The following is a 20,203-nucleotide window of genomic DNA, read 5'->3' on the forward strand; positions in this document are numbered from 1 at the left end:
TGCTTAAGGTGCCAGACGTTCAAGAATCCAGTCAGCACCCTGCAAACGGTAGTTGAGGCGATCGTGCAGACGGCTCGCGCGGCCCTGCCAGAATTCGATGCGCTCGGGGAGTAAACGATAGCCGCCCCAGTGTTCCGGGCAGTCGGGTTGGGTGTCGGTGAAGCGTTGCTCGGTGGCCTTGAGCAAATCTTCCAGTTCACCCCGACCGTTGATCACCCGGCTCTGCGGTGAAGCCCAGGCGCCCAGTCGGCTGCCCAGCGGGCGCACTTGATAGTACGCGTCGGACTCCTCGGGCGTGACCTTCACCACTCGGCCTTCGATGCGCACCTGACGCTCCAGGGTCGGCCAGAAGAACGTCATGGCCGCGAACGGATTCGCGGCCAGATGCTGGCCCTTGGCGCTTTCGTAGTTGGTGAAAAAGGTGAAACCCTGCTCGTCCAGGCCCTTGAGCAGCAGAATGCGGCAGTGCGGACGACCGTCCGCATCGACCGTGGCCAGGGTCATGGCGTTGGCCTCCACGGGCGCCTGCTCGGTTTTCACCGCATCGGCAAACCACTGGTGGAACAACGCAAATGGCTCGGCCGGGGCTTGCGCCTCGGTCAGGCCATCCCGGGTGTAATCACGACGCATATCTGCCAGAGCCTGGGTCATGTCGCATTCCTTTTCGTTAGCGGATCACTGTTTTGCGGCATCGGTCGCAACGACTTTCTTGTCGGTTGCGGCGGCTTTGGCCGGCGTGGTTTTCTTGGCTGGAGTCTTTGCCGGTGCCTTCTTGGCCGGGGCCTTGGCGGCCGCTTTCTTGGCCGGGGCCTTTTTGGTTGCCGGTACAGCGGCTTTCTTCGCCGCCGGCGCCGGGGTAACCGGTTTGGCGACAGGCTTGACGTCCTGGGCAGCGACCAGGGTCACGGGTGCCGGAGCCGGCATGTTGTACTTGCTCAGCAGCGCAACCATGGTGTTTTGCGGGGTCACCAGCAGTTCGACACGACGGTTCAGGGCTCGGCCTTCAACGCTGTCGTTGGCCGCACGCGGTGCTTCGGAGCCCATGCCGCGCAGCATCAGGCGATCACGCTGCAAACCGCTGAGGCGGAAGATCGCCGCCACGGCCTGAGCACGTTCCTGGCTCAGCTTGATGTTCGCCGGGGCAGAGCCAGTCGTGTCGCTGTGACCAAGGACCAATACGGCGGTTTTAGGATCGACTTCCAGGATTTTTGCCACACGGGTGAACGGGCCGAGGGTAACCGGCAGCAACATCGCCGGACGATCCGGGTTGAACGAGCCTTCCACCGGTGCGATCACGACCAGCACGTTTTCACGGCGTTCCAGTTGCAGATTGCTGTCCTTGATCGCCGTGCGCAGGCGCGGCTCGTAGTCGTCCAGCCAGGCCTGGGTGACCTTTGGATCCGGCATCGGCACGACTTTGGCGGTGTCCTGCGACTTGCCGCCGAACGGCCACCACCACTTGGTGCCGGTGTCGGCATCGGCCTTGGCAACAACGGCAGGCTTGGCTTCAGGTTTGACTTCGGGTTTCACGTCGGCCTTGGCCTTGTCCGCCGAGTCATCGGAACCGAACGGCCAGTACCAATGGCTGCTGCTCTCGGCCTTGGCCACCGGCGCGGTGGCGGCCGGTTTCAACGGTGCAGGTGCCGGGGCCGGCTCCTTGGCCGCGACTTTGTCGGAAGAACCGAACGGCCACCAGCTGCCGCCATCGGCGTCATTCTTCGGAGTCTGTGCACAACCGGTAATCGCGAAACACAGGGCCAGGGCGAGAGTTTGTTTGGACGACATTGGTAACCCACAAAAATAAGTAATGGAAAATCAGAGGACTTTCGCCCGGATAAACAGACGCTTTGAATCGAAAAACCGGTCGAGGTTCCGGCCCTGGAACCTCTGGTAACGCTTTACAGACAAGTGGCAAGTACCCGCGCCAGCTTCTGCGCGCGCGGATCCATCAAGACGTACGGCCCCAGGGTATTTGTCACAAATCCGAAGGCCACATCGTGCTCCGGATCAGCAAATCCAATGGAACCGCCCGCCCCCGGATGCCCGAATGCCCGGGAGCCGAGGCCGTAGGTGGCGTTCGGCACGTCAGGCTGATCAAGCATGCAACCGAGACCGAAACGGGTACGGGTCAGCAAGGTTTTGTCCTCGCCGAGGCTGTGCTCGCGAGTCAGCTCGTCGAGCATTTCGCTTTCCAGCAGGCTGCCGTCGAGCAGACCGGCATAGAACCCGGCCAGGCTGCGCGCATTGCCGTGGCCATTGGCCGCCGGTTGCTGCATGCGGCGCCATTCCGGTTTGTTGGTGCTGGTGAGCACCGACGGCGGATTGGTGAAGGCGCGAGTGGTCATGGCCGTCGGTTCACGCATGGTCACTTGCAACAGGCGCTGGGCGGCAGCATCGCCGACATTGCCCTTGCCCCGTGCGATGTGCGCCACGCGATGGAACTCTTCGTCGGCCAGGCCGACATGGAAATCCAGTCCGAGCGGTTTGGCGACCCGCGCCACAATGGATTCCCCCGGCCCGCGACCGTCGGCACGCCGCAGCAATTCGCCGATCAGCCAGCCGTAAGTGATCGCGGCATAACCGTGACCGGTGCCCGGCGTCCACCACGGTGCTTCGGCCGCAAGGGCGTCGACCATGGTTTGCCAGTCGTACAGCGCTTCAGGCGCCAACAGTTCGCGCAGGGCCGGCAGACCGGCCTGATGGCAGAGCAGTTGACGCAGGGTCACGGATTCCTTGCCGGCGGCGGCGAATTCCGGCCAGTAGCGGGCGACCGGAACATCGAGTTGCAACTTGCCTTCGGCCACCAGTTGCAGGGCGGTGACGGCGGTGAAGGTCTTGGTGCAGGAGAACAGGTTGGCGATGGTGTCGCTGTGCCAGGCTTCGCTACCGTCCTTGTCGGCGGTGCCGGACCAGAGGTCGAGGACAGTCTCCCCGCCGACCCTGATGCACAACGCGGCGCCACGTTCCTGGGGATCGTCGAACAGCGCCGCGAAGGCTTCGCGCACCGCTTCGAATTGAAGCTCGTAATGTCCCTGAATCTGCACCCGCAACTCCCCCGCGAAAACGCTCTACAAAGTGGCCCGCATTGTTCCAGCCCTTGAGGGTTTTGGGAACAGCGGCGGGCCGGGCGGTTCTGCCTTAGTGGCCGTTGCCGGAATGCCCGCCGGTATGGCCGGCGCCCTGCCCCGGGCCTTTGCCAGCCTCGCCTTTGCGCCCGCCTTCGGTTTCGTGACCGGTCTTGTCCGCTGCCGCGGCGGCCTTCTCGGCCTCTTTACCAAGCTGATCAATCGTCGCCAGATTGCTCTTGCGCACGGTTTCGACAAACCCCTGGTACGGCAAGTCGGTCACACCGACCAGACCGAAGTGGCCGTTTTCGCCATCGAGCAGGCGTCCGGTCACCGGTTGGTCGAGGTACTGGAACCAGTGCACGCCGACAATCGACGGCTCGCTCAGCGCCTGCTTGAGAAAGTTGGCGTAGGCCGGGCCACGGTCCTCTTCTTTGTTCAACGGCGTCACGCCACCCCAGAACGGGCCGCGATCGGTCGAACCGAAGTTGAACTCGGTGATCAGCACTGGTTTATCGAGGCTGCGCAGCGCGGCGAAGTCATAGCCGTCCTGCGGTTGCAGGGTGTACATGTTGAAACTCAGCACGTCGCAATACTGCGCGCAGGAAGCCACGGCTTCCGGTGTGCTGATGGCGAAGCGGCCGCCGAGCAGCAACTGGTTCGGCGCGTGCCATTTCAGCGAATCGGAAATGGTCTTGAAGTAGGTGTCGGCGAAAACCTTCTGGAAGTATTTGAAGTCGGCCTCGATTTCCGGGTGCTCAGGATTCGGCAGCGGCGCTTCGAAACCCGGGTCTTCCATCAACTCCCACGCCGGCAGATCGATACCCCAAGCCTTCGACAGCCCCGCCTGATTGCGATACTTGTCGCGCAACTGCTTGAGGAACGCACGCTTGGCCGGAACGTCGGTAGTCATTTTCAACGTGCCGTAGGCTAGCGCGTAACGCGACTTCGGATCGTCACCGGGGCCGGCCCAGGCCAGTTCGTTGTCGGCGAAGTAGCCGATCAGCCATGGATCGTCGCGATGATCACGGGCGGCAATCGCCACGGCACGTTCGGTGGCCATGGCGAAACGCGGATCGAACGGGTCAGGCATGCCGCCCCACCAGTCGTTGCCGGTGCTGATGCTGGTGTAATCGCCGACGATCGACAGCGGCAAGGTGTACGGCACGCGCTCGGCGTCGCTCAGTTGCGGTGCGCTCCAGTTGCCGACGGTGTTGAAGCCCCACGCCTGCAGACGGTCGAGGGTGTGGGCGGCCCACTTCTGCTCATCGATGGCGACTTTGCACGGGGCAGCAGGCGCTTGCTCAGTCGCCGCCGGAGTCGCGCAAGGTTCGCCGTAAAGGCGTTGCAGGTTGGCGCCATAGAAGTCGTACCAGCGCCCGTTGCCGTAGCCACGGCCCTGATCGGCGCCGTTGCCGCCACGGTTGTCGCCCTCGCCGAAGTGACTGGCCAATGGCTCGTCAGGTTTTGGCAGGGATTCGAACATGTACTCGCGGCCGGCCACATAGGTCTGATTGACCTCGGGGCTGACGGTGTTCACGCCCAGGGAATAGAACGGATGGCCCTCCGGCGTCACCAGATACCAGCGGCCATCTCGTTTTTCGGTACGGAAAAAGCCGCTGGCCTTGAATGCCGGGCCTTTGCTCCAGCCGCCGAATTTGTCCAGCGACGACTTTTCGCGCTCGGCCAGCCAGGTTTTCAGCTGTTGCTGTTCCTTGGCGGCGGCGGATTTCAGTTGTTCATCGTTGGCGACTTTCTCCGGCCATTTGCTGCGGGTCGATTGACCATAGGCATCCACCAGATTGCCGTAGGCGGCTTTGATCACGTCTCCCTCGTCCTGCACGCCAAAACGCTCGAGCAACAAACTCTGCGCGGCTTTCGGCTGGTCCATCGACAGGCTGACGGACACTACCTGGCTGCGATCCAGCTCACCGGAACTGCTGGCCAGCAAGATGCGCTGCCCGTCGACCGTCATCGGCATCAACGGCCCGGCCTTCATGCCCTGGCTCAGCGGCGAGGTCGCGGTCAATGGCACGAGCAAGGTCTGCGCCGGGCCGGCCGGCAGATCAACGCGGCTGACCAGGGTCTTGCCGTCGTTGCTCTGGATTTGTACGTAAACGGTCACCGCCCAGTTCATCGCGCTCTGGATGCGCAGGCTCATCATGCCGGACTGTGACCAGTCCCAGGCACCGGTCTGAGGGCTCAGGCGCAAGGTCGGGTGCGCCGTCGGGTTGAACGTCACCCGGCGCAGCACTTCGCCTTCGGGGGTCTGCTCGGCGTTGGCTTGCGGCAGGTCGGCGTTTTCGGTCGCCACTTTCACCACGTCGGCGGGGCGGACAAAGTTGAACAAGGTCTGCTGCCCGGCCGGTGCCGCCAGCAAAGGCGCAGCGAAAACCAGGGCAAAAACGGCAGGCAACGAACGACGAATCATGAGAACGGATTTCTCCCTAACGACCAGCAATGGCCAATGGAAAAGCGATGGCGCAGAGATAGACAACGCGGCGGGCAAAACTGCCCACCGATGTCTCAGGAAATTTCTCGACGGAAAGGAGGCAACGCATTGAGGATCGCCTTGCCGTAGCGCTGGGTGACCAGCCGCCGATCCAGCAAAGTGATGGTGCCGCGGTCTTCTTCGGTACGCAGCAGACGACCGCAGGCCTGAACCAGTTTCAGCGAGGCGTCGGGCACCGAGATTTCCATGAACGGATTGCCTCCCCGGGCTTCGATCCACTCCGACAGCGCGGCCTCGACCGGATCGTCCGGGACCGAGAACGGAATCTTGGCGATCACCACGTGTTCGCAATAGGCCCCCGGCAAGTCCACCCCTTCGGCGAAACTGGCGAGACCGAACAGCACGCTGGAATCACCACCATCGACCCGCGCCTTGTGCTTGTTCAGGGTTTCCTGTTTCGACAGGTTGCCTTGAATGAACACTTGCTTGCGCCAGTCGCGGTCGAGACCGTCGAACACGTCCTGCATCTGTTTGCGCGAAGAGAACAGCACCAGCGTACCGCGCGAACCTTCGACCAGATCCGGCAATTCGCGGATGATCGCAGCGGTGTGAGCGGCGGCATCACGCGGATCGGCCTTCAGATCCGGCACTCGCAACACGCCGGCGTCAGCGTGATGGAACGGGCTCGGCACCACGGCTGTGACGGCTTTTTTCGGCAGGCCGGCGCGCATGCGGAAACGGTCGAACGTGCCGAGCGCGGTCAACGTCGCCGAGGTCACCAGACAGCCGTAAGCTACGTTCCACAGGCTGCGGCGCAGGGTTTCGGCGGCGAGGATCGGGCTGGCGTTGACCTCGATGTCGAACAGCGAACCGCTTTCCGCCAGGGTCAGCCAGCGGGCCATCGGCGGGTTGTCTTCCGGGTCTTCGGCGGTGAACGCGGTCCACAGCTCCCAGTTGCCGGACGCGCGGGACAACAGGCTGCCGAACAATGGATACCATTCTTCGGCCTGGTTGCTGGCGATGCCGATGTTGACCTCGCCGTCCATGCCTTCCTTGAGCAGGTCGGTCAGACGAGTGAACAGATCATTGAGACGGGAAAAACCTTTTTTCAGCTCGATGCCCATTTCGCGCATGTGCTCGGGAATCACCCCGCCAACGAAGCGATGACGCGGGCGCTCGCGGCCTTCGACATCTTCGCCGGGTTTGAAATCGGCGATCTGTTCACACGCAGTGAACATGAATTGCTGCTGAGTCTTGATCTCCCGCGCCAGCTCCGGTACCTGCTCGATCAGCTTGCCGAGGTCGCCCGGCAACGGATGCTGGGCCAGCAGTTTAGTGAGGTTCTTGGCGGTGGTTTCCAGCCAGTCGGCGGTGGAACGCAGACGCGTGTAATGGGCGAAGTGGCCGATGGCCTTGTCCGGCAGGTGATGACCTTCGTCGAACACGTAAATGGTGTCGCGCGGATCGGGCAATACCGCCCCGCCGCCCAACGCGAGGTCGGCCAGCACCATGTCGTGGTTGGTGACGATCACGTCGACCTTGCCCATGCCTTCGCGGGCCTTGTAGAAGGCGCACTGGCCGAAGTTCGGGCAATGACGGTTGGTGCACTGGCTGTGATCGGTGGTCAGACGCGCCCAGTCGGCGTCTTCCAGCGCGTTGGGCCAGCTGTCGCGGTCGCCGTCCCATTTATTGCCGGCGAGCTTCTCGATCATGCTGGTGAACAGCTTCTGGCTGGCCTCATCGACCTCGATCTTGAAGCCTTCTTCTTCGAACAGCTGCGCCGTGGCGGTCTGCGCGTGGCCTTCCTGCAACAGCATGTCGAGCTTGGACAGGCACATGTAGCGGCCACGGCCCTTGGCCAGGGCAAAGCTGAAGTTCAGCCCGCTGTTGCGCATCAGGTCGGGCAAGTCCTTGTAGACAATCTGCTCTTGCAGCGCGACGGTCGCGGTGGCGATCACCAGGCGCTTGCCGGCCAGTTTGGCGGTCGGGATCGCAGCCAGGCTGTAGGCCACGGTCTTACCAGTACCGGTGCCGGCTTCCACCGCGACAATCGCGGGGTCGCCACTGCGCCGGCCTTCGTCGTCGGTGTCGATATCCCCGAGGACCTTGGCAATTTCAGCGATCATCAGACGCTGGCCGTAACGCGGCTTGAGGCTCTTGGCCTCTAGAAAACGCGAATAGGCGCCCTGGATCGTGGTTTTGAGTTCAGTGCTGATCATTGAGTGTCGGGCGCAAAAAACGCTGGATAAATTTTCAGTGGTTCGGTTCGGCGGCTATCATACCCCGCGAATCGATCCCGCGCAGAACGGAGTACCCCAATGACACCTTTTAGCCTCGTTTACCCCATCCATGTACTGGCCGCGCTGGTGTGGGTTGGCGGTATGTTTTTCGCCTGGATGGTGCTGCGCCCTGCGGCGATGAAGGCACTGGACGGTCCCGGACGCCTGACGCTCTGGGTGGAAGTGTTTCAAGGTTTTTTTCGTTGGGTGTGGGGCGCGGTGATTCTGCTTCCGGTCACCGGGGTGGGCATGTTGCATCTGCAGCACATCGCCTTCGACAACGCGCCGCGTTATGTGCAGGTGATGATGGGACTGTATGTGGTGATGACTGCGCTGTTCATTCGGATTCAGGCATTGATGCTGCCCGAATTGCGCACGGCGGTGCAGGCGAAGGACTGGCCGGCCGGTGCGGCAGTGCTGGGGCGGATTCGCAAGGTGGTGGGGTTCAATCTGTTGGTCGGGCTGGTGCTGGTAGCGATTGCCGCGGCGCGGCCGTCGTTCTGAAGTGACGCTGATCGTTCCCACTCAGTGGGAACGATCAGACAGGGAACGGCTTACAGGCGCTGAACGGTGACAGACCCCGCCGCCCCCGCAGGCCCCGGCTGACCGTCAGCCCCAGGCTTGCCGCTCTTGCCGCCATCGGCGCGATACACCAGGCAACCCTTGGACTTGCCGCCCGCCCCCGGTTTGCCACCAGGCCCGGCGGGACCACCGGCACCACCGGCGACTTCAACCTTGATCAGCTCGGCCGGAAACTCACGGGGCACTTCCAGTCGCACCAGCGCACCCGGTGCGCCCGCCTGGCCATTACTGCCGTCACTGCCATCGAAACCGTGCCCCGCCTGACCCCAGGTGCAGCCCGGTTCCTGACCGTTGGCGCCGTCGAGGCCGACAAAGCCCGGCGCACCGGTGCCGCCGCGCGCATCGACGATCAGCTGCGGTGCATTCAGCGCCTTGAATTGCAGATTCAGGTTACGCCCGGCACGGGCGGCTTTTTCATACGTCCCCGGCGCACCGCGAGCGGTGATCCGGCTGCCTTCGGCAAGCGCGGCACGGGTGACTTTCAGATCCAGTGCCTGTTCACCCGGCACGATGGCGATACGTGCGTCACGGCCCAACTGCAATTCGCCGACGCTCAACTCGGTCACGTTGGAGGGCACCAGCAAGGTGCCGTAATCGGCGACCACCAGTTTCTCCAGTTGCAGGGTGCTGGCGGTGTTGGGCAAACGCATCAGGGAATTGGGTTCGACATTCACAACCTGAGCGCAGGCCAGAGGGCTGATGAATGCAGCGAGCAGGCAAAGTTTACGCATGGGAAGCCTCCGGAGCGGCCGGGGCCGGGATGGTTTGCAGGTGGAAAACGCCGAACAGCAGGACACGGCCACGATCACGCCAAGGGTGCGGAAGCCCCTGGAGGCTGCGATTGCACAGCAGCACTTCCAGTAGATGGATGGCCAGCAGCAGAACAGCGGCCAGATTGACCAGCAGATGCAACGGATGAACAAACGGCACCAGCTGATTGGCCAGCACCACGCAGCAGAACACCAGGGTCAACAATCGCCCCAGCCCACAGAACACCTTCATACGCTCCCCCGTGTTGCGAATTATTCTTTGGGCGCACAGTAACGGCTTCCGTACGGGATAAGCCAGAGGGGCAAATAAAAAAGTTCCGGGCACTCGTCGGATGGCTGCCGGATCGACGATGAACGTCGACCGACAGCTCTAGCCTGCGGACTACAGAAGACTCCTAGCGATTGATGTGCAATTCCACGCGACGGTTTTGCGCGCGCCCCTCTTCGGTATCGTTGTCAGCCACCGGTTCACGTTTGCCACGCCCTTCGCTGGTGAGTTTGTCCGGCGCCAGCCCCTGGCTCAGCAGATAGGCCGCCACGCTGCTCGCGCGACGTTCCGACAACGCCTGGTTGTAAGCGTCCGAACCCTTGCCGTCGGTATGGCCGATCACCTTGATGCTCACCACGTCGGCGTTGCGCAACTTGTCCATCAGCGAATCCAGCTGACTTTTCGCCGCAGGTTTGAGGTCGGATTTGTCGAAGTCGAACAGCACGTTGCCAGCATCGTTGAGCGTAATGACTTCGGATTGCGGAGCCGGTTCGGCCGGTTTCTCGGCGACCGGGTATTGCGGCAACCGACAACCACGGTGGTCGACCGGGGTGTTGGCCGGTGTGTCCGGGCAACGGTCGCGGCGGTCGAACACGCCGTCGCCGTCTTCATCGCCATCCTGGGCGTAACAGATCAATCCGCCGGTGAGGATACCCAGCGCTGCGCCACCACCGGCCCAGCCACCACTTTCAATTGCGCCCAGACCACCGCCGACCAGTCCGCCAATGAGGCTGCAGATCGGCCAGGTACGTTGATTGAGGGGGGCAGTGCCATCGCTGTGAGTAGCGCAACCGGTCAAGAGGCTGCCAAGCAGCAGAACCGGCAAGACGGACCTTGAGAAAACACTCATTGTGAAAGCTCCTGTGTCACCGGCCCATACCGGTTACACAGGAGTAAAGACCCGCATCCGCGACTGCACAAGCCGCGGATGCGAGGGGGCTTAGCGGTTGATTTTGATTTCCGTGCGACGGTTGAGCGCGCGGCCATCGGCGGTTTTGTTATCCGCCACTGGCTGGCTTTCACCGGCACCGGTCACCGAGACGAAGCTTGAACGTGGCACACCTTCATGGATCAGGTATTCCACCACCGAGTGCGCCCGACGATCCGACAGTTTCTTGTTGTAGGCATCGCTGCCCACGCTGTCGGTGTGGCCGGTCACGGTCAGTTGCGCCGTGGTCGATTCCTGTTTCAGGCGCGTGGCGACCTTGTCGAGTACTTGCTTGTCGGAAGGCGTCAGCGTGGCTTTGTCGAACTGGAAGTGAACATCGCGGATGACGATGGTTTCTTCCTTGACCACTACAGCTTCTTCAACCACTGGTGCAGGGGCCGGGAACGGGCAACCGTCCGCGTCGACTTTGGTGCCTCGAGGTGTGTGCGGGCACTTGTCACGACTGTCCGGCACACCGTCGCCGTCTTCGTCGCCATCACCGTGTACCCAGCAGTAGGCTGCCGCCGTACCGCCGACCAACAATGCACCATAACCGGCCCACGACGAACTTTCCGTCGCGCCGATACCCGCACCAACGACACCGCCGACTGCCGCACAGGTCGGCCAGTCGGTTTTCTGCAAACCTGCGCAACCAGTCAACACACTGGTTAGCAGAACCAAGGGTAATGCTGTCCGAACTATGCTCATCTAGTTTTCTCCTGAGGGATCGGCTTAGAACCGATTCAGGGAGTAAAGACCGGAGTTTTAATCTCCGCCAGCAATAGGCCACTGCTGTTTGCGAGCGTGTTCACAGGACTTCGACGCATTGGGCGCAAACCCGCAGGACAGAGATCTAGGCCTCGACGCTCGGGCAGGCTAGTCTTGGCGATCTGATTGAGGAACTTCGATGAACGTCGCCCTGTCTTCCCGCACGCCGCAGCAGGCATTGGCCGCCCTGCTGGACCGCTACGCCCCGGCCCGTCTGCTGTTGATCGGTGCCAGCGAATTCCCGGCACTGGCCGCTTTCAAGGACGCGCACCCGGACACCCGCGTCGCTCACGCCGCGCCCGGCACCTTGCCGGCGGAACTGGCCGCACAGCGTTTCGACCTGGCGCTGGTGGTCGATTGCCTCGAACATTTGCCCAAGCGCGACGGCCTGAATCTGCTCGGCGGGATTCGCAACCTCAACGCCAGCCGCATCGCGGTGCTGGCGGATCTGTCGGCCAGCGGCTGGCAGGAAACCGACTTCTACTCGCTGGCCCTGCAGGCCAGCGAGCGTTTTGCCCGCGACGAGCAGGTTCTGACCCTGTTCACCTATGATCTGCTTGACTACAAACAAGTCCCCGACTGGCTCAACTCGCGGTTCTGGGCCAATCCGGAAAACTTCGGGAAATACTGGTGGTAATGCAATGAGTACAGCCATTTGCCCTTGCGGCAGCGGCAACCTGCTGGATGCCTGCTGCGGCCATTATCATGCGGGCCACCCCGCACCGTGCGCCGAAGCCCTGATGCGTTCGCGCTACAGCGCCTACGTGCTGGGCCTGATCGATTATCTGGTGGCGACCACCCTGCCCGCCCAGCAGACAGGGCTCGATCGCCAGTCGATCAGCGCCTGGAGCGCTTCGAGCACGTGGCTCGGGCTGGACGTCGAAAGTTCGGAAGTCTTCGGCGGCCAGCCGGAACACGCCTTCGTCACCTTCACCGCGCGCTGGCACGATAGCCAGGGTGAGCACAGCCACCGCGAGCGCTCATCCTTCGTGCAGAACGCCGGTCACTGGTACTTCATTGACCCGACCGTGCAGCTCAAATTGGGCCGCAACGATGCCTGCCCGTGCACCAGCGGCCAGAAGTTCAAGAAGTGCTGTGCGGGGTATTTCGGCAGCTGAGGCTAGACTGGGCAGCAAAGGGAGTTAAACCATGCTCGGTCAATGGCGCACGTTCAAGGCTTTCACACTGCTCATGCTCCTGGGGATCAGCTTCTCGGGGCTCGGCGGCTGCGCCTCATGGTTCGCCGACGACACCCTCGACCCCGCCGTGCATCTGGTGAAAGTCGAAGTGGTGCGCGCCAAGTTGCTGGAGCAGAAATTCATCCTGCACTTTCGCATCGACAACCCCAACGACAGCGACCTGACCGTGCGCGGCCTGGAATACCGCGTGCATCTGTCCGACATGTTGTTGGCCGAGGGCGAGCATGAGCACTGGATCACGGTCGGCCCCAAAAGCAGTGCTTTCTATAAAGTGCCGATCCGCACCAACCTGTGGCCGAAGGTCAAAGAGGTGGTGAAAATGCTGAAGAATCCGCACCAGCAGATTCCCTATCGCCTGCAGGGCGAGATGGAAACCGGTTTATTCATCGCCCACTACGTGCACCTGGAGCGCAATGGCGTGATAATCCCCGCCGATTTGATTACGGAGTGACCCCGATGACCCAGCAACCTCATGTCCATGGCCCTGACTGCAACCACGATCATGACCATCACCAGCATGATCACGATCATGACCACGGCCATGTGCACGGCCCGAACTGCGGCCACGCCCACCAGGAACCGGTGCGCAACGCCCTGAAAGACGTTGGCCGCAACGACCCTTGCCCATGCGGCAACGGCAAGAAATTCAAGAAGTGCCACGGCGCTTGATGTTTCAGGTAAATACTTTCTTCGCCTGATACACCACCAATCGCGAGCAAGCTCGCTCCCACAGGGATCGCGTTCCGTCAGGAGCAACTCGGTCAAATGTGGGAGCTGGCTTGCCAGCGATGGCGACGGCCCATTCAGCAAAGCCTTATCGGGCCGCCAGAATCTCAGCGCTACTGATCACCGTCGCATACTCCCCGTGCAGATTCCCCAGCGACATCCCGTGCACCTCTTCAGCCGAACGCGGCGTGCCGAAATAATCGGCCTTGTCGAAGGTAAAGCACGCATCCTCCGCCACCCACGTATCGAACCCCAGATTGCCCGCCGTGCGTGCCGTGGACTCCACTGAGTTGTTCGTCGCCACGCCGACGATCACCAGTTGCCCGATCCCCGCCTCACGCAACTTCACTTCAAGCCCCGTCGCACAGAACGCATCCGGCACCTTTTTCTGGATCAGCCATTCTCCATCCTTCGGCAAGAACCTTTCCTGGAAATCCACGCCTGACTGCTCGGGCCAGAACACCGAATCCGGTGAGCGCGACAAGTGCTGCACGTGGATCACTGGCCGCCCGCTGCGCCGCCAAAAGTTCAGCAAGTCGAGGATTCGCTCTTCGGCCAACGGATTATTCCGCCGCCCCAGACGCGGTTCCAGAATGCCTTTTTGCTGGTCGATGATGATCAGTGCTGCGTTGGCCTTGAGTTCCATGGCGATTTTTCTCACGCGGGGTCATTGAATTTCTCGCACTTGAGCATCACTTCCTGTCACTAAGCAAGCTATCGAACGCAAACAGGACGACCTGAAGCCGGCGTTTGCTGTCCGCACGTAAGCCATTTTCCTGATTTGGAGCTTTCCATGATCGACCTGTATTACTGGACCACGCCCAACGGCCACAAGATTTCCCTGTTCCTCGAAGAGGCCGGCCTGCGCTACGACGTGCACCCGATCAACATCAGTCAGGGCGAGCAGTTCCAGCCGCACTTCCTGAAGATCGCCCCGAACAATCGCATCCCGGCCATCGTCGATCATGAACCGGCCGACGGCGGCGAGCCGTTGTCGCTGTTCGAGTCCGGGGCGATTCTGCTGTACCTCGCGGAAAAGACCGGGAAGTTTCTGCCCAAGGATCTGCGTGGCCGCCAGGTGGCGCTGCAATGGCTGTTCTGGCAGATGGGCGGGCTGGGGCCGATGGCCGGGCAGAACCATCACTTCAGCCAATTTGCCCCGGAAAAAATCCCCTACGCGATCAAGCGCTACATCGATGAAACCGCGCGTCTGTACGGGGTGCTGGACAAGCAGTTGGCCAACAACACGTTCGTCGCCGGCAGCGAATACAGCATCGCCGACATGGCGATCTATCCGTGGATCGTCTCCCACAAATGGCAGAGCCAGAACCTGGAAGACTTCCCGAATGTGCAGCGCTGGTTCAATCACATCAAGGATCGCCCGGCGACCGTGAAGGCCTACGCGCTGGTGCAAAAGATCAATCCGCCGAAGGCTTGAGTCACCCAGCACGATCGTTCCCGTACGCGGGAACGATCAACGGGAAGAAATAACCGCTCGCCCCGCTTGCGCGGCCCCCTCCTGCTCACTAACGTAGCGGCTTTATTGCGCCCCCCCAGCCTCTATACCCCCGCAGGAGCTTTGCCATGGCCTCGCCAGCCCTTTCACATTTTCTTCCCCGGTTCGGCGTTGCCGCAGCAGTGACCGGTGTCTTGAGCCTCTCCGGTTGCCAGACCTGGAACGCTCAGGACACCCTCCCGCCAACCTCCGGTGTGCAGCCGCTCAAGGGCCTGGCGCAGAACGTTTCGGTACGCCGCAACGCCATGGGCATGCCGCTGATCGAAAGCAACAGCTTCCACGATGCGCTGTTCGCCCTCGGCTATGTGCACGCCAGCGACCGTATCAATCAAATGGTCACCCTGCGCCTGCTGGCTCAGGGTCGTCTGGCGGAAATGTCCGGTGCGTCGATGCTCGACGCCGACCGCTACATGCGCGCCGTCAACCTGAAGAAAAGCGCCGGCGAGCTGTACAAGGCCTCGTCGCCACGGCTCAAGCGCTTCTTCGAAGTTTATGCACGGGGCGTCAACGCCTACCTGTTCCGCTACGCCGACAAATTGCCGGGCGATCTGGTCTCCAGCGGTTACAAGCCGGAATACTGGAAACCGGAAGATTCAGCGCTGATTTTCTGCCTGCTGAACTTCAGCCAGTCGGCCAACCTGCCGGAAGAAATCGCTTCGTTGGTGCTGGCGCAGACCGTGACCACCGACAAACTGGCCTGGTTGACCCCGTCTGCGCCCGACGAGAAGCTGCCGATGGCCGAAGCCGACAAGCTGCAAGGCATCAAGCTCAACGGGCAGATTCCAGGCCTGAACGAACTGAGCAACGCCAGCGAACAACTGGCGGCGATGAACCTGCTCGGCGCCAGCACTTCGAACAACTGGGCGATTGCCCCGCAACGCAGCCGCAGCGGCAAGAGCCTGCTGGCCAGCGACAGTCATGGGCCGCTGGCCGCGCCGTCGCTGTGGAGTTTCGTACAGATTCACGCACCGAAGTATCAAGCCGCTGGCGTAACAGTGGCCGGTCTGCCGATGGTGCTGGGCGGTTTCAATGGCAAAGTGGCGTGGAGCCTGACCAGCGTGTTCGGTGACAACCAGGACCTGTTCCTGGAAAAAATCCGTCGCCAGGGCAGCAGCCTGACCTACGAGGTCAACGGTAAATGGCAGCCACTGGGCGTGCGCAACGAAACCTACTTCGTCAAAGGCCAGCGGCCGATTCGCGAAGCGGTGTACGAAACCCGCCACGGCGCGCTGCTCAACAGTGCCCAGGCCGCCGTTCAAGGCGCAGGTTTCGGCCTGGCCTTGCAGACGCCGAGCTTCACCGACGACAAATCCCTCGATGCGTTTTTCGATCTGAGCCGTGCGCAAACCGTTGAACGCGCGTCCGACGCCAGCCGGGAAATCCGCGCCATCGCGCTGAACCTTGTGTTCGCCGACGCCAGCAACATCGGCTGGCAAGTCACCGGGCGTTTCCCGAACCGCCGCGAAGGCGAAGGCCTGCTGCCATCGCCGGGCTGGGAAGGTCGCTACGACTGGGACGGTTACGCCGACCCGATGCTGCACCCGTACGATCAGGACCCGAGCCAGGGCTGGCTCGGCACCGCCAACCAGCGCGTCATTCCTCACGGTTACGGCATGCAACTGTCCAACTCCTGGGCAGCGCCGGAGCGCGGCGAACGCCTGGCCGAACTGGCCGGCGGCGCCAAGCATGACGGTCGCAGCATGATCGCCATGCAGTACGACCAGACCACAACCTTCGCCGCCAAGCTGAAGAAAATGTTCGAAGCCCCTGGCATGGCGCAACCGCTGAAACAGGCGATCGACGCCCTGCCGGAAGCTGACCGCAGCAAGGCTCGCGAGGCCTACACCCGTCTGATGGCGTTCGACGGCAAGCTCAGCCCGACCTCCGCTGACGCAGCAATCTACGAGCTGTTCCTGCAGGAAAGCATGAAACAGATCTTCCTCGACGAACTCGGCCCGCAAAGCAGCCCGGCGTGGAAAGCGTTTATCGCCAATGGCGATTTGTCCTACTCGGCACAAGCCGACCACCTGCTGGGCCGTGAGGACAGTCCGTTCTGGGACGACGCCCGCACACCGCAAAAAGAAGATAAACCGGCCATCCTCGCCCGTAGCCTGGCGGCGGCGATCAGTGCCGGCGACAGTCAGTTGGGTGGCGACCACAAAGCCTGGCAGTGGGGCAAACTGCACCGTTACGAATGGAAGAATGCCAACGGCCAGACTGTTCGCGGACCGCTCGCGGCCGGTGGCGATCACACGACGCTGAATACGGCGGCGTTTGCTTGGGGTCAGGACTTCAACACCACGCGTGCGCCGTCGATGCGCTTTATCGTCGACTTCGGTCAGAGCGAACCGCTGATGGGGCAGAACGGTACGGGGCAATCGGGTAATCCGGTGAGCCCGAACTACCTGAACGGGATCGATCCTTGGCTGAAGGGCCAGTACATCGGGTTGCCGATGCAGCCGCAGAACTTTGATCGGGTGTATGGCAAGACGCGGTTGACGCTTACTCCCGGGAAATAGTCGTCGCCCCCCACAAGATCAAAAGCCCCCTCACCCTAACCCTCTCCCTTAGGGAGAGGGGACTGATCGGGGGATAGTTGAGAAATACGCCGACGTGAAAGATCTTTGGCGAATCCATAATCGACTCGATTTCACAGGTCGATGTATCCCGCCAGACACCTCCGTAGGCTCCCTCTCCCCCCGGGAGAGGGCTGGGGTGAGGGTGCTTTTAAAAATCAATCGAACTTCTGACTTCGCGCAAACCTCATAGCTAACAAGTCCCTCCATTCCGGTAACGCCATGGACCTTGTTATCGCCCGCCCCGAAGGCCTGTACTGCCCCGCCGGGGATTTCTACATTGATCCGTGGCGCCCGGTCGAACGCGCGGTGATCACGCATGCCCACGGCGATCACGCCCGCACCGGCAACGCACACTATCTGGCCGCCAGCGCCGGCGAAGGGATTCTGCGTGCACGACTGGGTCAGGACATCAACCTGCAAACGCTCGGGTACGGCCAGCGCCTGACTCACCACGGCGTCACCTTGAGTTTTCACCCCGCCGGACACGTTCTGGGCTCGGCTCAGGTGCGTCTGGAATACGGTGGTGAAGTCTGGGTTGCATCCGGCGACTACAAGATCGAGCCCGATGGCACCTGCGCGCCCTTCGAACCCGTGCGCTGCCACACTTTTATCACCGAATCGACCTTCGGCCTGCCGATCTACCGCTGGCAGCCGCAAGCGCAGGTATTTGGCGAGATCAATCAGTGGTGGCAGGCGAATATCGACGCCGGTAAGGCCAGCGTGCTGTTTTGCTATTCCTTCGGCAAAGCGCAGCGAATCCTGCACGGCATCGACGAAACCCTCGGCCCGATCCTCAGCCACGGCGCGGTCGAACCGCTGAACCGGGTCTATCGCGAGGCTGGCGTGTACTTGCCACCGACGATCTACGCCGGCGACGTGAAGAAAAACGATCCCTTGATGCGTCAGGCACTGGTCATCGCCCCGCCCTCGGCTGGTGGCAGCAGCTGGATGCGACGTTTCGGCGACTACAGCGACAGTTTCGCCAGTGGCTGGATGCGCCTGCGCGGCACCCGCCGCCGGCGCGGCGTGGATCGCGGTTTCGTGCTCTCGGATCACGCCGACTGGCCCGGCCTGTTGTGGGCCATCGAACAGACCGGCGCCGAGCGAGTGATGGTCACCCACGGTTCGATCGGCGTGCTGGTCCGCCACTTGCGCGAAAAAGGTCTGGACGCCCAGGGCTTCAACACCGAATACGGTGACGATGAACAAGACAACATTACTGTCGAACCCGCCGTCGCCGAGGTGCAACCATGAAAGACTTCGCCGGGTTGTACGCCGAACTCGACGCCACCACCTCCAGCAACGCGAAACTCGCGGCCATGCAAAGCTATTTCGCTCAGGCCGCTCCGGAAGATGCTGCCTGGGCGGTTTACTTTCTGTCCGGCGGGCGGCCTCGGCAACTGGTCCCGGTGCGGATCCTGCGTGATCTGGCGGTCGAGGTGTCCGGTTTGGAGCCGTGGCTATTCGAGGAGAGCTATCAAGCTGTCGGCGATCTGGCGGAAACCATCTCACTGGTGCTGCCGGAAAATCCGCACACTTCCGAGGCCGGTCTCGCTGAATGGATCGAGCAAAAGTTGTTGCCGCTGCGGGGTGAAACCCCTGAGTACTTGGCCCGCCAGTTGCCAGCGCTGTGGGCGCAACTCGACCGGCCCAGTCTGATGCTGTGCATCAAGTTGATCACCGGCAGTTTTCGGGTCGGTGTGTCCAAACTGCTGGTGACCCGTGCTCTGGCGTCGATGGCCGGGCTGGACAGCAAACGCGTGGCGCAACGGTTGGTGGGTTACACCGACCTGTCCAACCGGCCGAACGCCGCCAGTTACCTGAAACTGATCGCCCCTGAATCCAGCGATGAGCACTCTCAGCGTGGCGGTCAGCCTTATCCATTCTTTCTCGCCCACGGTTTGTCGCAACCGGTCGAACAGTTCGAAGCCCTGCTCGGCCCGGCCAGCAACTGGCAAGTTGAATGGAAGTGGGACGGCATCCGCGCGCAAGTGGTCAAGCGTGATGGGCGGCTGTGGATCTGGTCTCGCGGCGAAGAACTGGTGACCGAGCGCTTCCCCGAACTCGATACTCTTGTCCATGGGTTGCCCGACGGCACGGTGATCGACGGCGAAATCGTGGTCTGGAAAAATCCGCATCCCACCACCGAAGACGCCTTCGACCCGCAATCGACGGCACCTCCGGCGGTGCAACCTTTTGCCCTGCTCCAGCAACGAATTGGTCGCAAGACCCTGGACAAAAAGATCCTCGAAGACGTGCCCGTGGTCGTCCTCGCCTATGACTTGCTGGAGTGGCAGGGCGAAGACTGGCGCAACCAGCCCCAGGCCCGGCGCCGCGAACAACTGGAGCGCGTCATCGCGCAGTGCAACGACCCGGCACTGCTGCCCTCCCCGGTGCTGACCGGCAGCGACTGGTTCGACCTCGCCCGCCAGCGCGAAGCCTCACGGCGACTGGGCGTCGAGGGCATGATGCTCAAGGCCAGGGATGCGATGTACGGCGTCGGTCGCACCAAGGACATGGGCGTTTGGTGGAAATGGAAAGTCGACCCGTTCAGTGTCGACGCGGTGTTGATCTATGCCCAGCGCGGCCATGGCCGGCGCGCCAGCCTGTATAGCGATTACACCTTTGCGGTGTGGGACGGCCCGCCCGGCGCCAGCCCGCGCGCACTGGTGCCGTTCGCCAAGGCCTATTCCGGGCTCACGGACGCGGAAATGCGCGAAGTCGACAGCATTGTGCGCAAGACCACCGTGGAAAAATTCGGCCCGGTCAGCAGCGTGACGCCCAGCCTGGTCTTCGAGCTGGGTTTCGAAGGCATCGCCCTGTCGCGCCGACACAAGAGCGGCATCGCCGTGCGCTTCCCGCGCATGCTGCGCTGGCGCCAGGACAAGACCGTCGACGAGGCGGACAGTCTGGCGACCCTGCAGAATCTGTTGGCCTGATTCCTGTCCCCTGAAAGCCCTCCCTGCGCTTAAAAGGTGCAACGATTTTTCGGTGCCCGTTTTCGGGCACTGTTGCGACTGCACCCTCACTTCCTACACCTTTTAAAACACTTGTTCGGGACTCTGGTTCGG

Annotated in this window: 19 protein-coding genes; 9 read left to right on the plus strand and 10 right to left on the minus strand. The window is 62.1% G+C overall.

Annotated features, from left to right (window positions below; all coding sequences use genetic code 11):
• Window positions 1-3: 3 nt before the first annotated feature.
• From pdxH to dinG, 5 genes are all read right to left on the minus strand, one after another.
• Complete coding sequence (pdxH, locus tag JJN09_RS01165) at window positions 4-651, minus strand: pyridoxamine 5'-phosphate oxidase (protein WP_096819525.1); 648 nt, start codon at window positions 649-651, stop codon at window positions 4-6.
• A 24-nt stretch (window positions 652-675) separates the two neighbouring features.
• Window positions 676-1,785 (minus strand): OmpA family protein, encoded by a 1,110-nt coding sequence (locus JJN09_RS01170; protein ID WP_249485106.1) that lies wholly within the window; start codon window positions 1,783-1,785, stop codon window positions 676-678.
• Between the two features lie 113 nt (window positions 1,786-1,898).
• Window positions 1,899-3,044 (minus strand): serine hydrolase domain-containing protein, encoded by a 1,146-nt coding sequence (locus JJN09_RS01175; protein ID WP_249485107.1) that lies wholly within the window; start codon window positions 3,042-3,044, stop codon window positions 1,899-1,901.
• Window positions 3,045-3,138: 94 nt separating this feature from the next.
• On the minus strand, window positions 3,139-5,496 hold the full coding sequence (locus tag JJN09_RS01180) for a beta-galactosidase (RefSeq protein WP_249485108.1): 2,358 nt from the start codon (window positions 5,494-5,496) through the stop codon (window positions 3,139-3,141).
• Window positions 5,497-5,591: 95 nt separating this feature from the next.
• The gene (gene dinG, locus JJN09_RS01185; RefSeq protein WP_249485109.1) at window positions 5,592-7,736 is read right to left on the minus strand and encodes an ATP-dependent DNA helicase DinG; all 2,145 of its coding nucleotides are present in this window, start codon (window positions 7,734-7,736) and stop codon (window positions 5,592-5,594) included.
• Window positions 7,737-7,835: 99 nt separating this feature from the next.
• Here dinG and JJN09_RS01190 point away from each other — a divergent pair, with 99 nt between their 5' ends.
• The gene (locus JJN09_RS01190; protein ID WP_249485110.1) at window positions 7,836-8,300 is read left to right on the plus strand and encodes a CopD family protein; all 465 of its coding nucleotides are present in this window, start codon (window positions 7,836-7,838) and stop codon (window positions 8,298-8,300) included.
• Between the two features lie 50 nt (window positions 8,301-8,350).
• On the opposite strand, the gene JJN09_RS01195 is transcribed toward JJN09_RS01190, so the two are convergent.
• The 4 genes from JJN09_RS01195 to JJN09_RS01210 all read right to left on the minus strand — a co-directional run bounded on the left by JJN09_RS01195 (window position 8,351) and on the right by JJN09_RS01210 (window position 11,052).
• Window positions 8,351-9,109: a collagen-like protein gene (locus tag JJN09_RS01195; protein WP_249485111.1), complete on the minus strand. Its 759-nt coding sequence runs from the start codon at window positions 9,107-9,109 to the stop codon at window positions 8,351-8,353.
• Complete coding sequence (locus JJN09_RS01200) at window positions 9,102-9,380, minus strand: DUF1145 domain-containing protein (protein WP_249485112.1); 279 nt, start codon at window positions 9,378-9,380, stop codon at window positions 9,102-9,104. The genes JJN09_RS01195 and JJN09_RS01200 overlap by 8 nt, the downstream gene beginning before the upstream one ends.
• Window positions 9,381-9,543: 163 nt before the next feature.
• Entirely contained in the window at window positions 9,544-10,266 is a 723-nt protein-coding gene (locus JJN09_RS01205) for an OmpA family protein (RefSeq protein ID WP_249485113.1), read from the minus strand.
• Window positions 10,267-10,356: 90 nt separating this feature from the next.
• Window positions 10,357-11,052 (minus strand): OmpA family protein, encoded by a 696-nt coding sequence (locus JJN09_RS01210; protein WP_249485114.1) that lies wholly within the window; start codon window positions 11,050-11,052, stop codon window positions 10,357-10,359.
• 199 nt (window positions 11,053-11,251) lie between these two features.
• On the opposite strand from JJN09_RS01210, the gene JJN09_RS01215 reads away from it, so the two are divergent.
• The 4 genes from JJN09_RS01215 to JJN09_RS01230 are packed head-to-tail and all read left to right on the plus strand — an operon-like array spanning window position 11,252 to window position 12,980.
• Window positions 11,252-11,749 (plus strand): DUF6231 family protein, encoded by a 498-nt coding sequence (locus tag JJN09_RS01215; protein WP_249485115.1) that lies wholly within the window; start codon window positions 11,252-11,254, stop codon window positions 11,747-11,749.
• 4 nt (window positions 11,750-11,753) lie between these two features.
• A complete protein-coding gene (locus tag JJN09_RS01220; protein ID WP_096819536.1) occupies window positions 11,754-12,230 on the plus strand; it encodes a YchJ family protein in 477 nt (158 codons plus the stop codon).
• 31 nt (window positions 12,231-12,261) lie between these two features.
• Entirely contained in the window at window positions 12,262-12,762 is a 501-nt protein-coding gene (locus JJN09_RS01225) for an LEA type 2 family protein (protein WP_249485116.1), read from the plus strand.
• Window positions 12,763-12,767: 5 nt separating this feature from the next.
• Complete coding sequence (locus tag JJN09_RS01230) at window positions 12,768-12,980, plus strand: SEC-C metal-binding domain-containing protein (protein ID WP_053155520.1); 213 nt, start codon at window positions 12,768-12,770, stop codon at window positions 12,978-12,980.
• A 145-nt stretch (window positions 12,981-13,125) separates the two neighbouring features.
• Here JJN09_RS01230 and JJN09_RS01235 read toward each other — a convergent pair whose 3' ends face one another.
• Complete coding sequence (locus tag JJN09_RS01235; protein ID WP_249485117.1) at window positions 13,126-13,683, minus strand: cysteine hydrolase family protein; 558 nt, start codon at window positions 13,681-13,683, stop codon at window positions 13,126-13,128.
• A gap of 147 nt (window positions 13,684-13,830) precedes the next feature.
• Between JJN09_RS01235 and JJN09_RS01240 the strand changes: the two genes are divergently transcribed.
• From JJN09_RS01240 to JJN09_RS01255, 4 genes are all read left to right on the plus strand, one after another.
• Window positions 13,831-14,475, plus strand: a complete 645-nt coding sequence (locus JJN09_RS01240) for a glutathione binding-like protein (protein WP_249485118.1) — start codon at window positions 13,831-13,833, stop codon at window positions 14,473-14,475.
• Window positions 14,476-14,621: 146 nt separating this feature from the next.
• Window positions 14,622-17,072 (plus strand): penicillin acylase family protein, encoded by a 2,451-nt coding sequence (locus JJN09_RS01245; protein ID WP_249485119.1) that lies wholly within the window; start codon window positions 14,622-14,624, stop codon window positions 17,070-17,072.
• A gap of 279 nt (window positions 17,073-17,351) precedes the next feature.
• A complete protein-coding gene (locus tag JJN09_RS01250) occupies window positions 17,352-18,386 on the plus strand; it encodes a ligase-associated DNA damage response exonuclease (RefSeq protein ID WP_249485120.1) in 1,035 nt (344 codons plus the stop codon).
• Window positions 18,383-20,071 (plus strand): ATP-dependent DNA ligase, encoded by a 1,689-nt coding sequence (locus tag JJN09_RS01255; protein ID WP_249485121.1) that lies wholly within the window; start codon window positions 18,383-18,385, stop codon window positions 20,069-20,071. The genes JJN09_RS01250 and JJN09_RS01255 overlap by 4 nt, the downstream gene beginning before the upstream one ends.
• Window positions 20,072-20,203 lie beyond the last annotated feature (132 nt).

Source organism: Pseudomonas sp. HS6 (assembly GCF_023375815.1).
In the GTDB taxonomy this organism is placed as follows: domain Bacteria; phylum Pseudomonadota; class Gammaproteobacteria; order Pseudomonadales; family Pseudomonadaceae; genus Aquipseudomonas.

What these genes read in the sequence shown, in the direction of transcription:
- pdxH (WP_096819525.1), bottom strand. Translation starts at nt 651, where the DNA reads ATGACCCAGGCTCTGGCAGATATGCGTCGTGATTACACCCGGGATGGC.
- JJN09_RS01170 (WP_249485106.1), bottom strand. Translation starts at nt 1,785, where the DNA reads ATGTCGTCCAAACAAACTCTCGCCCTGGCCCTGTGTTTCGCGATTACC.
- JJN09_RS01180 (WP_249485108.1), bottom strand. Translation starts at nt 5,496, where the DNA reads ATGATTCGTCGTTCGTTGCCTGCCGTTTTTGCCCTGGTTTTCGCTGCG.
- dinG (WP_249485109.1), bottom strand. Translation starts at nt 7,736, where the DNA reads ATGATCAGCACTGAACTCAAAACCACGATCCAGGGCGCCTATTCGCGT.
- JJN09_RS01190 (WP_249485110.1), top strand. Translation starts at nt 7,836, where the DNA reads ATGACACCTTTTAGCCTCGTTTACCCCATCCATGTACTGGCCGCGCTG.
- JJN09_RS01195 (WP_249485111.1), bottom strand. Translation starts at nt 9,109, where the DNA reads ATGCGTAAACTTTGCCTGCTCGCTGCATTCATCAGCCCTCTGGCCTGC.
- JJN09_RS01200 (WP_249485112.1), bottom strand. Translation starts at nt 9,380, where the DNA reads ATGAAGGTGTTCTGTGGGCTGGGGCGATTGTTGACCCTGGTGTTCTGC.
- JJN09_RS01205 (WP_249485113.1), bottom strand. Translation starts at nt 10,266, where the DNA reads ATGAGTGTTTTCTCAAGGTCCGTCTTGCCGGTTCTGCTGCTTGGCAGC.
- JJN09_RS01210 (WP_249485114.1), bottom strand. Translation starts at nt 11,052, where the DNA reads ATGAGCATAGTTCGGACAGCATTACCCTTGGTTCTGCTAACCAGTGTG.
- JJN09_RS01215 (WP_249485115.1), top strand. Translation starts at nt 11,252, where the DNA reads ATGAACGTCGCCCTGTCTTCCCGCACGCCGCAGCAGGCATTGGCCGCC.
- JJN09_RS01220 (WP_096819536.1), top strand. Translation starts at nt 11,754, where the DNA reads ATGAGTACAGCCATTTGCCCTTGCGGCAGCGGCAACCTGCTGGATGCC.
- JJN09_RS01225 (WP_249485116.1), top strand. Translation starts at nt 12,262, where the DNA reads ATGCTCGGTCAATGGCGCACGTTCAAGGCTTTCACACTGCTCATGCTC.
- JJN09_RS01230 (WP_053155520.1), top strand. Translation starts at nt 12,768, where the DNA reads ATGACCCAGCAACCTCATGTCCATGGCCCTGACTGCAACCACGATCAT.
- JJN09_RS01235 (WP_249485117.1), bottom strand. Translation starts at nt 13,683, where the DNA reads ATGGAACTCAAGGCCAACGCAGCACTGATCATCATCGACCAGCAAAAA.
- JJN09_RS01240 (WP_249485118.1), top strand. Translation starts at nt 13,831, where the DNA reads ATGATCGACCTGTATTACTGGACCACGCCCAACGGCCACAAGATTTCC.
- JJN09_RS01245 (WP_249485119.1), top strand. Translation starts at nt 14,622, where the DNA reads ATGGCCTCGCCAGCCCTTTCACATTTTCTTCCCCGGTTCGGCGTTGCC.
- JJN09_RS01250 (WP_249485120.1), top strand. Translation starts at nt 17,352, where the DNA reads ATGGACCTTGTTATCGCCCGCCCCGAAGGCCTGTACTGCCCCGCCGGG.
- JJN09_RS01255 (WP_249485121.1), top strand. Translation starts at nt 18,383, where the DNA reads ATGAAAGACTTCGCCGGGTTGTACGCCGAACTCGACGCCACCACCTCC.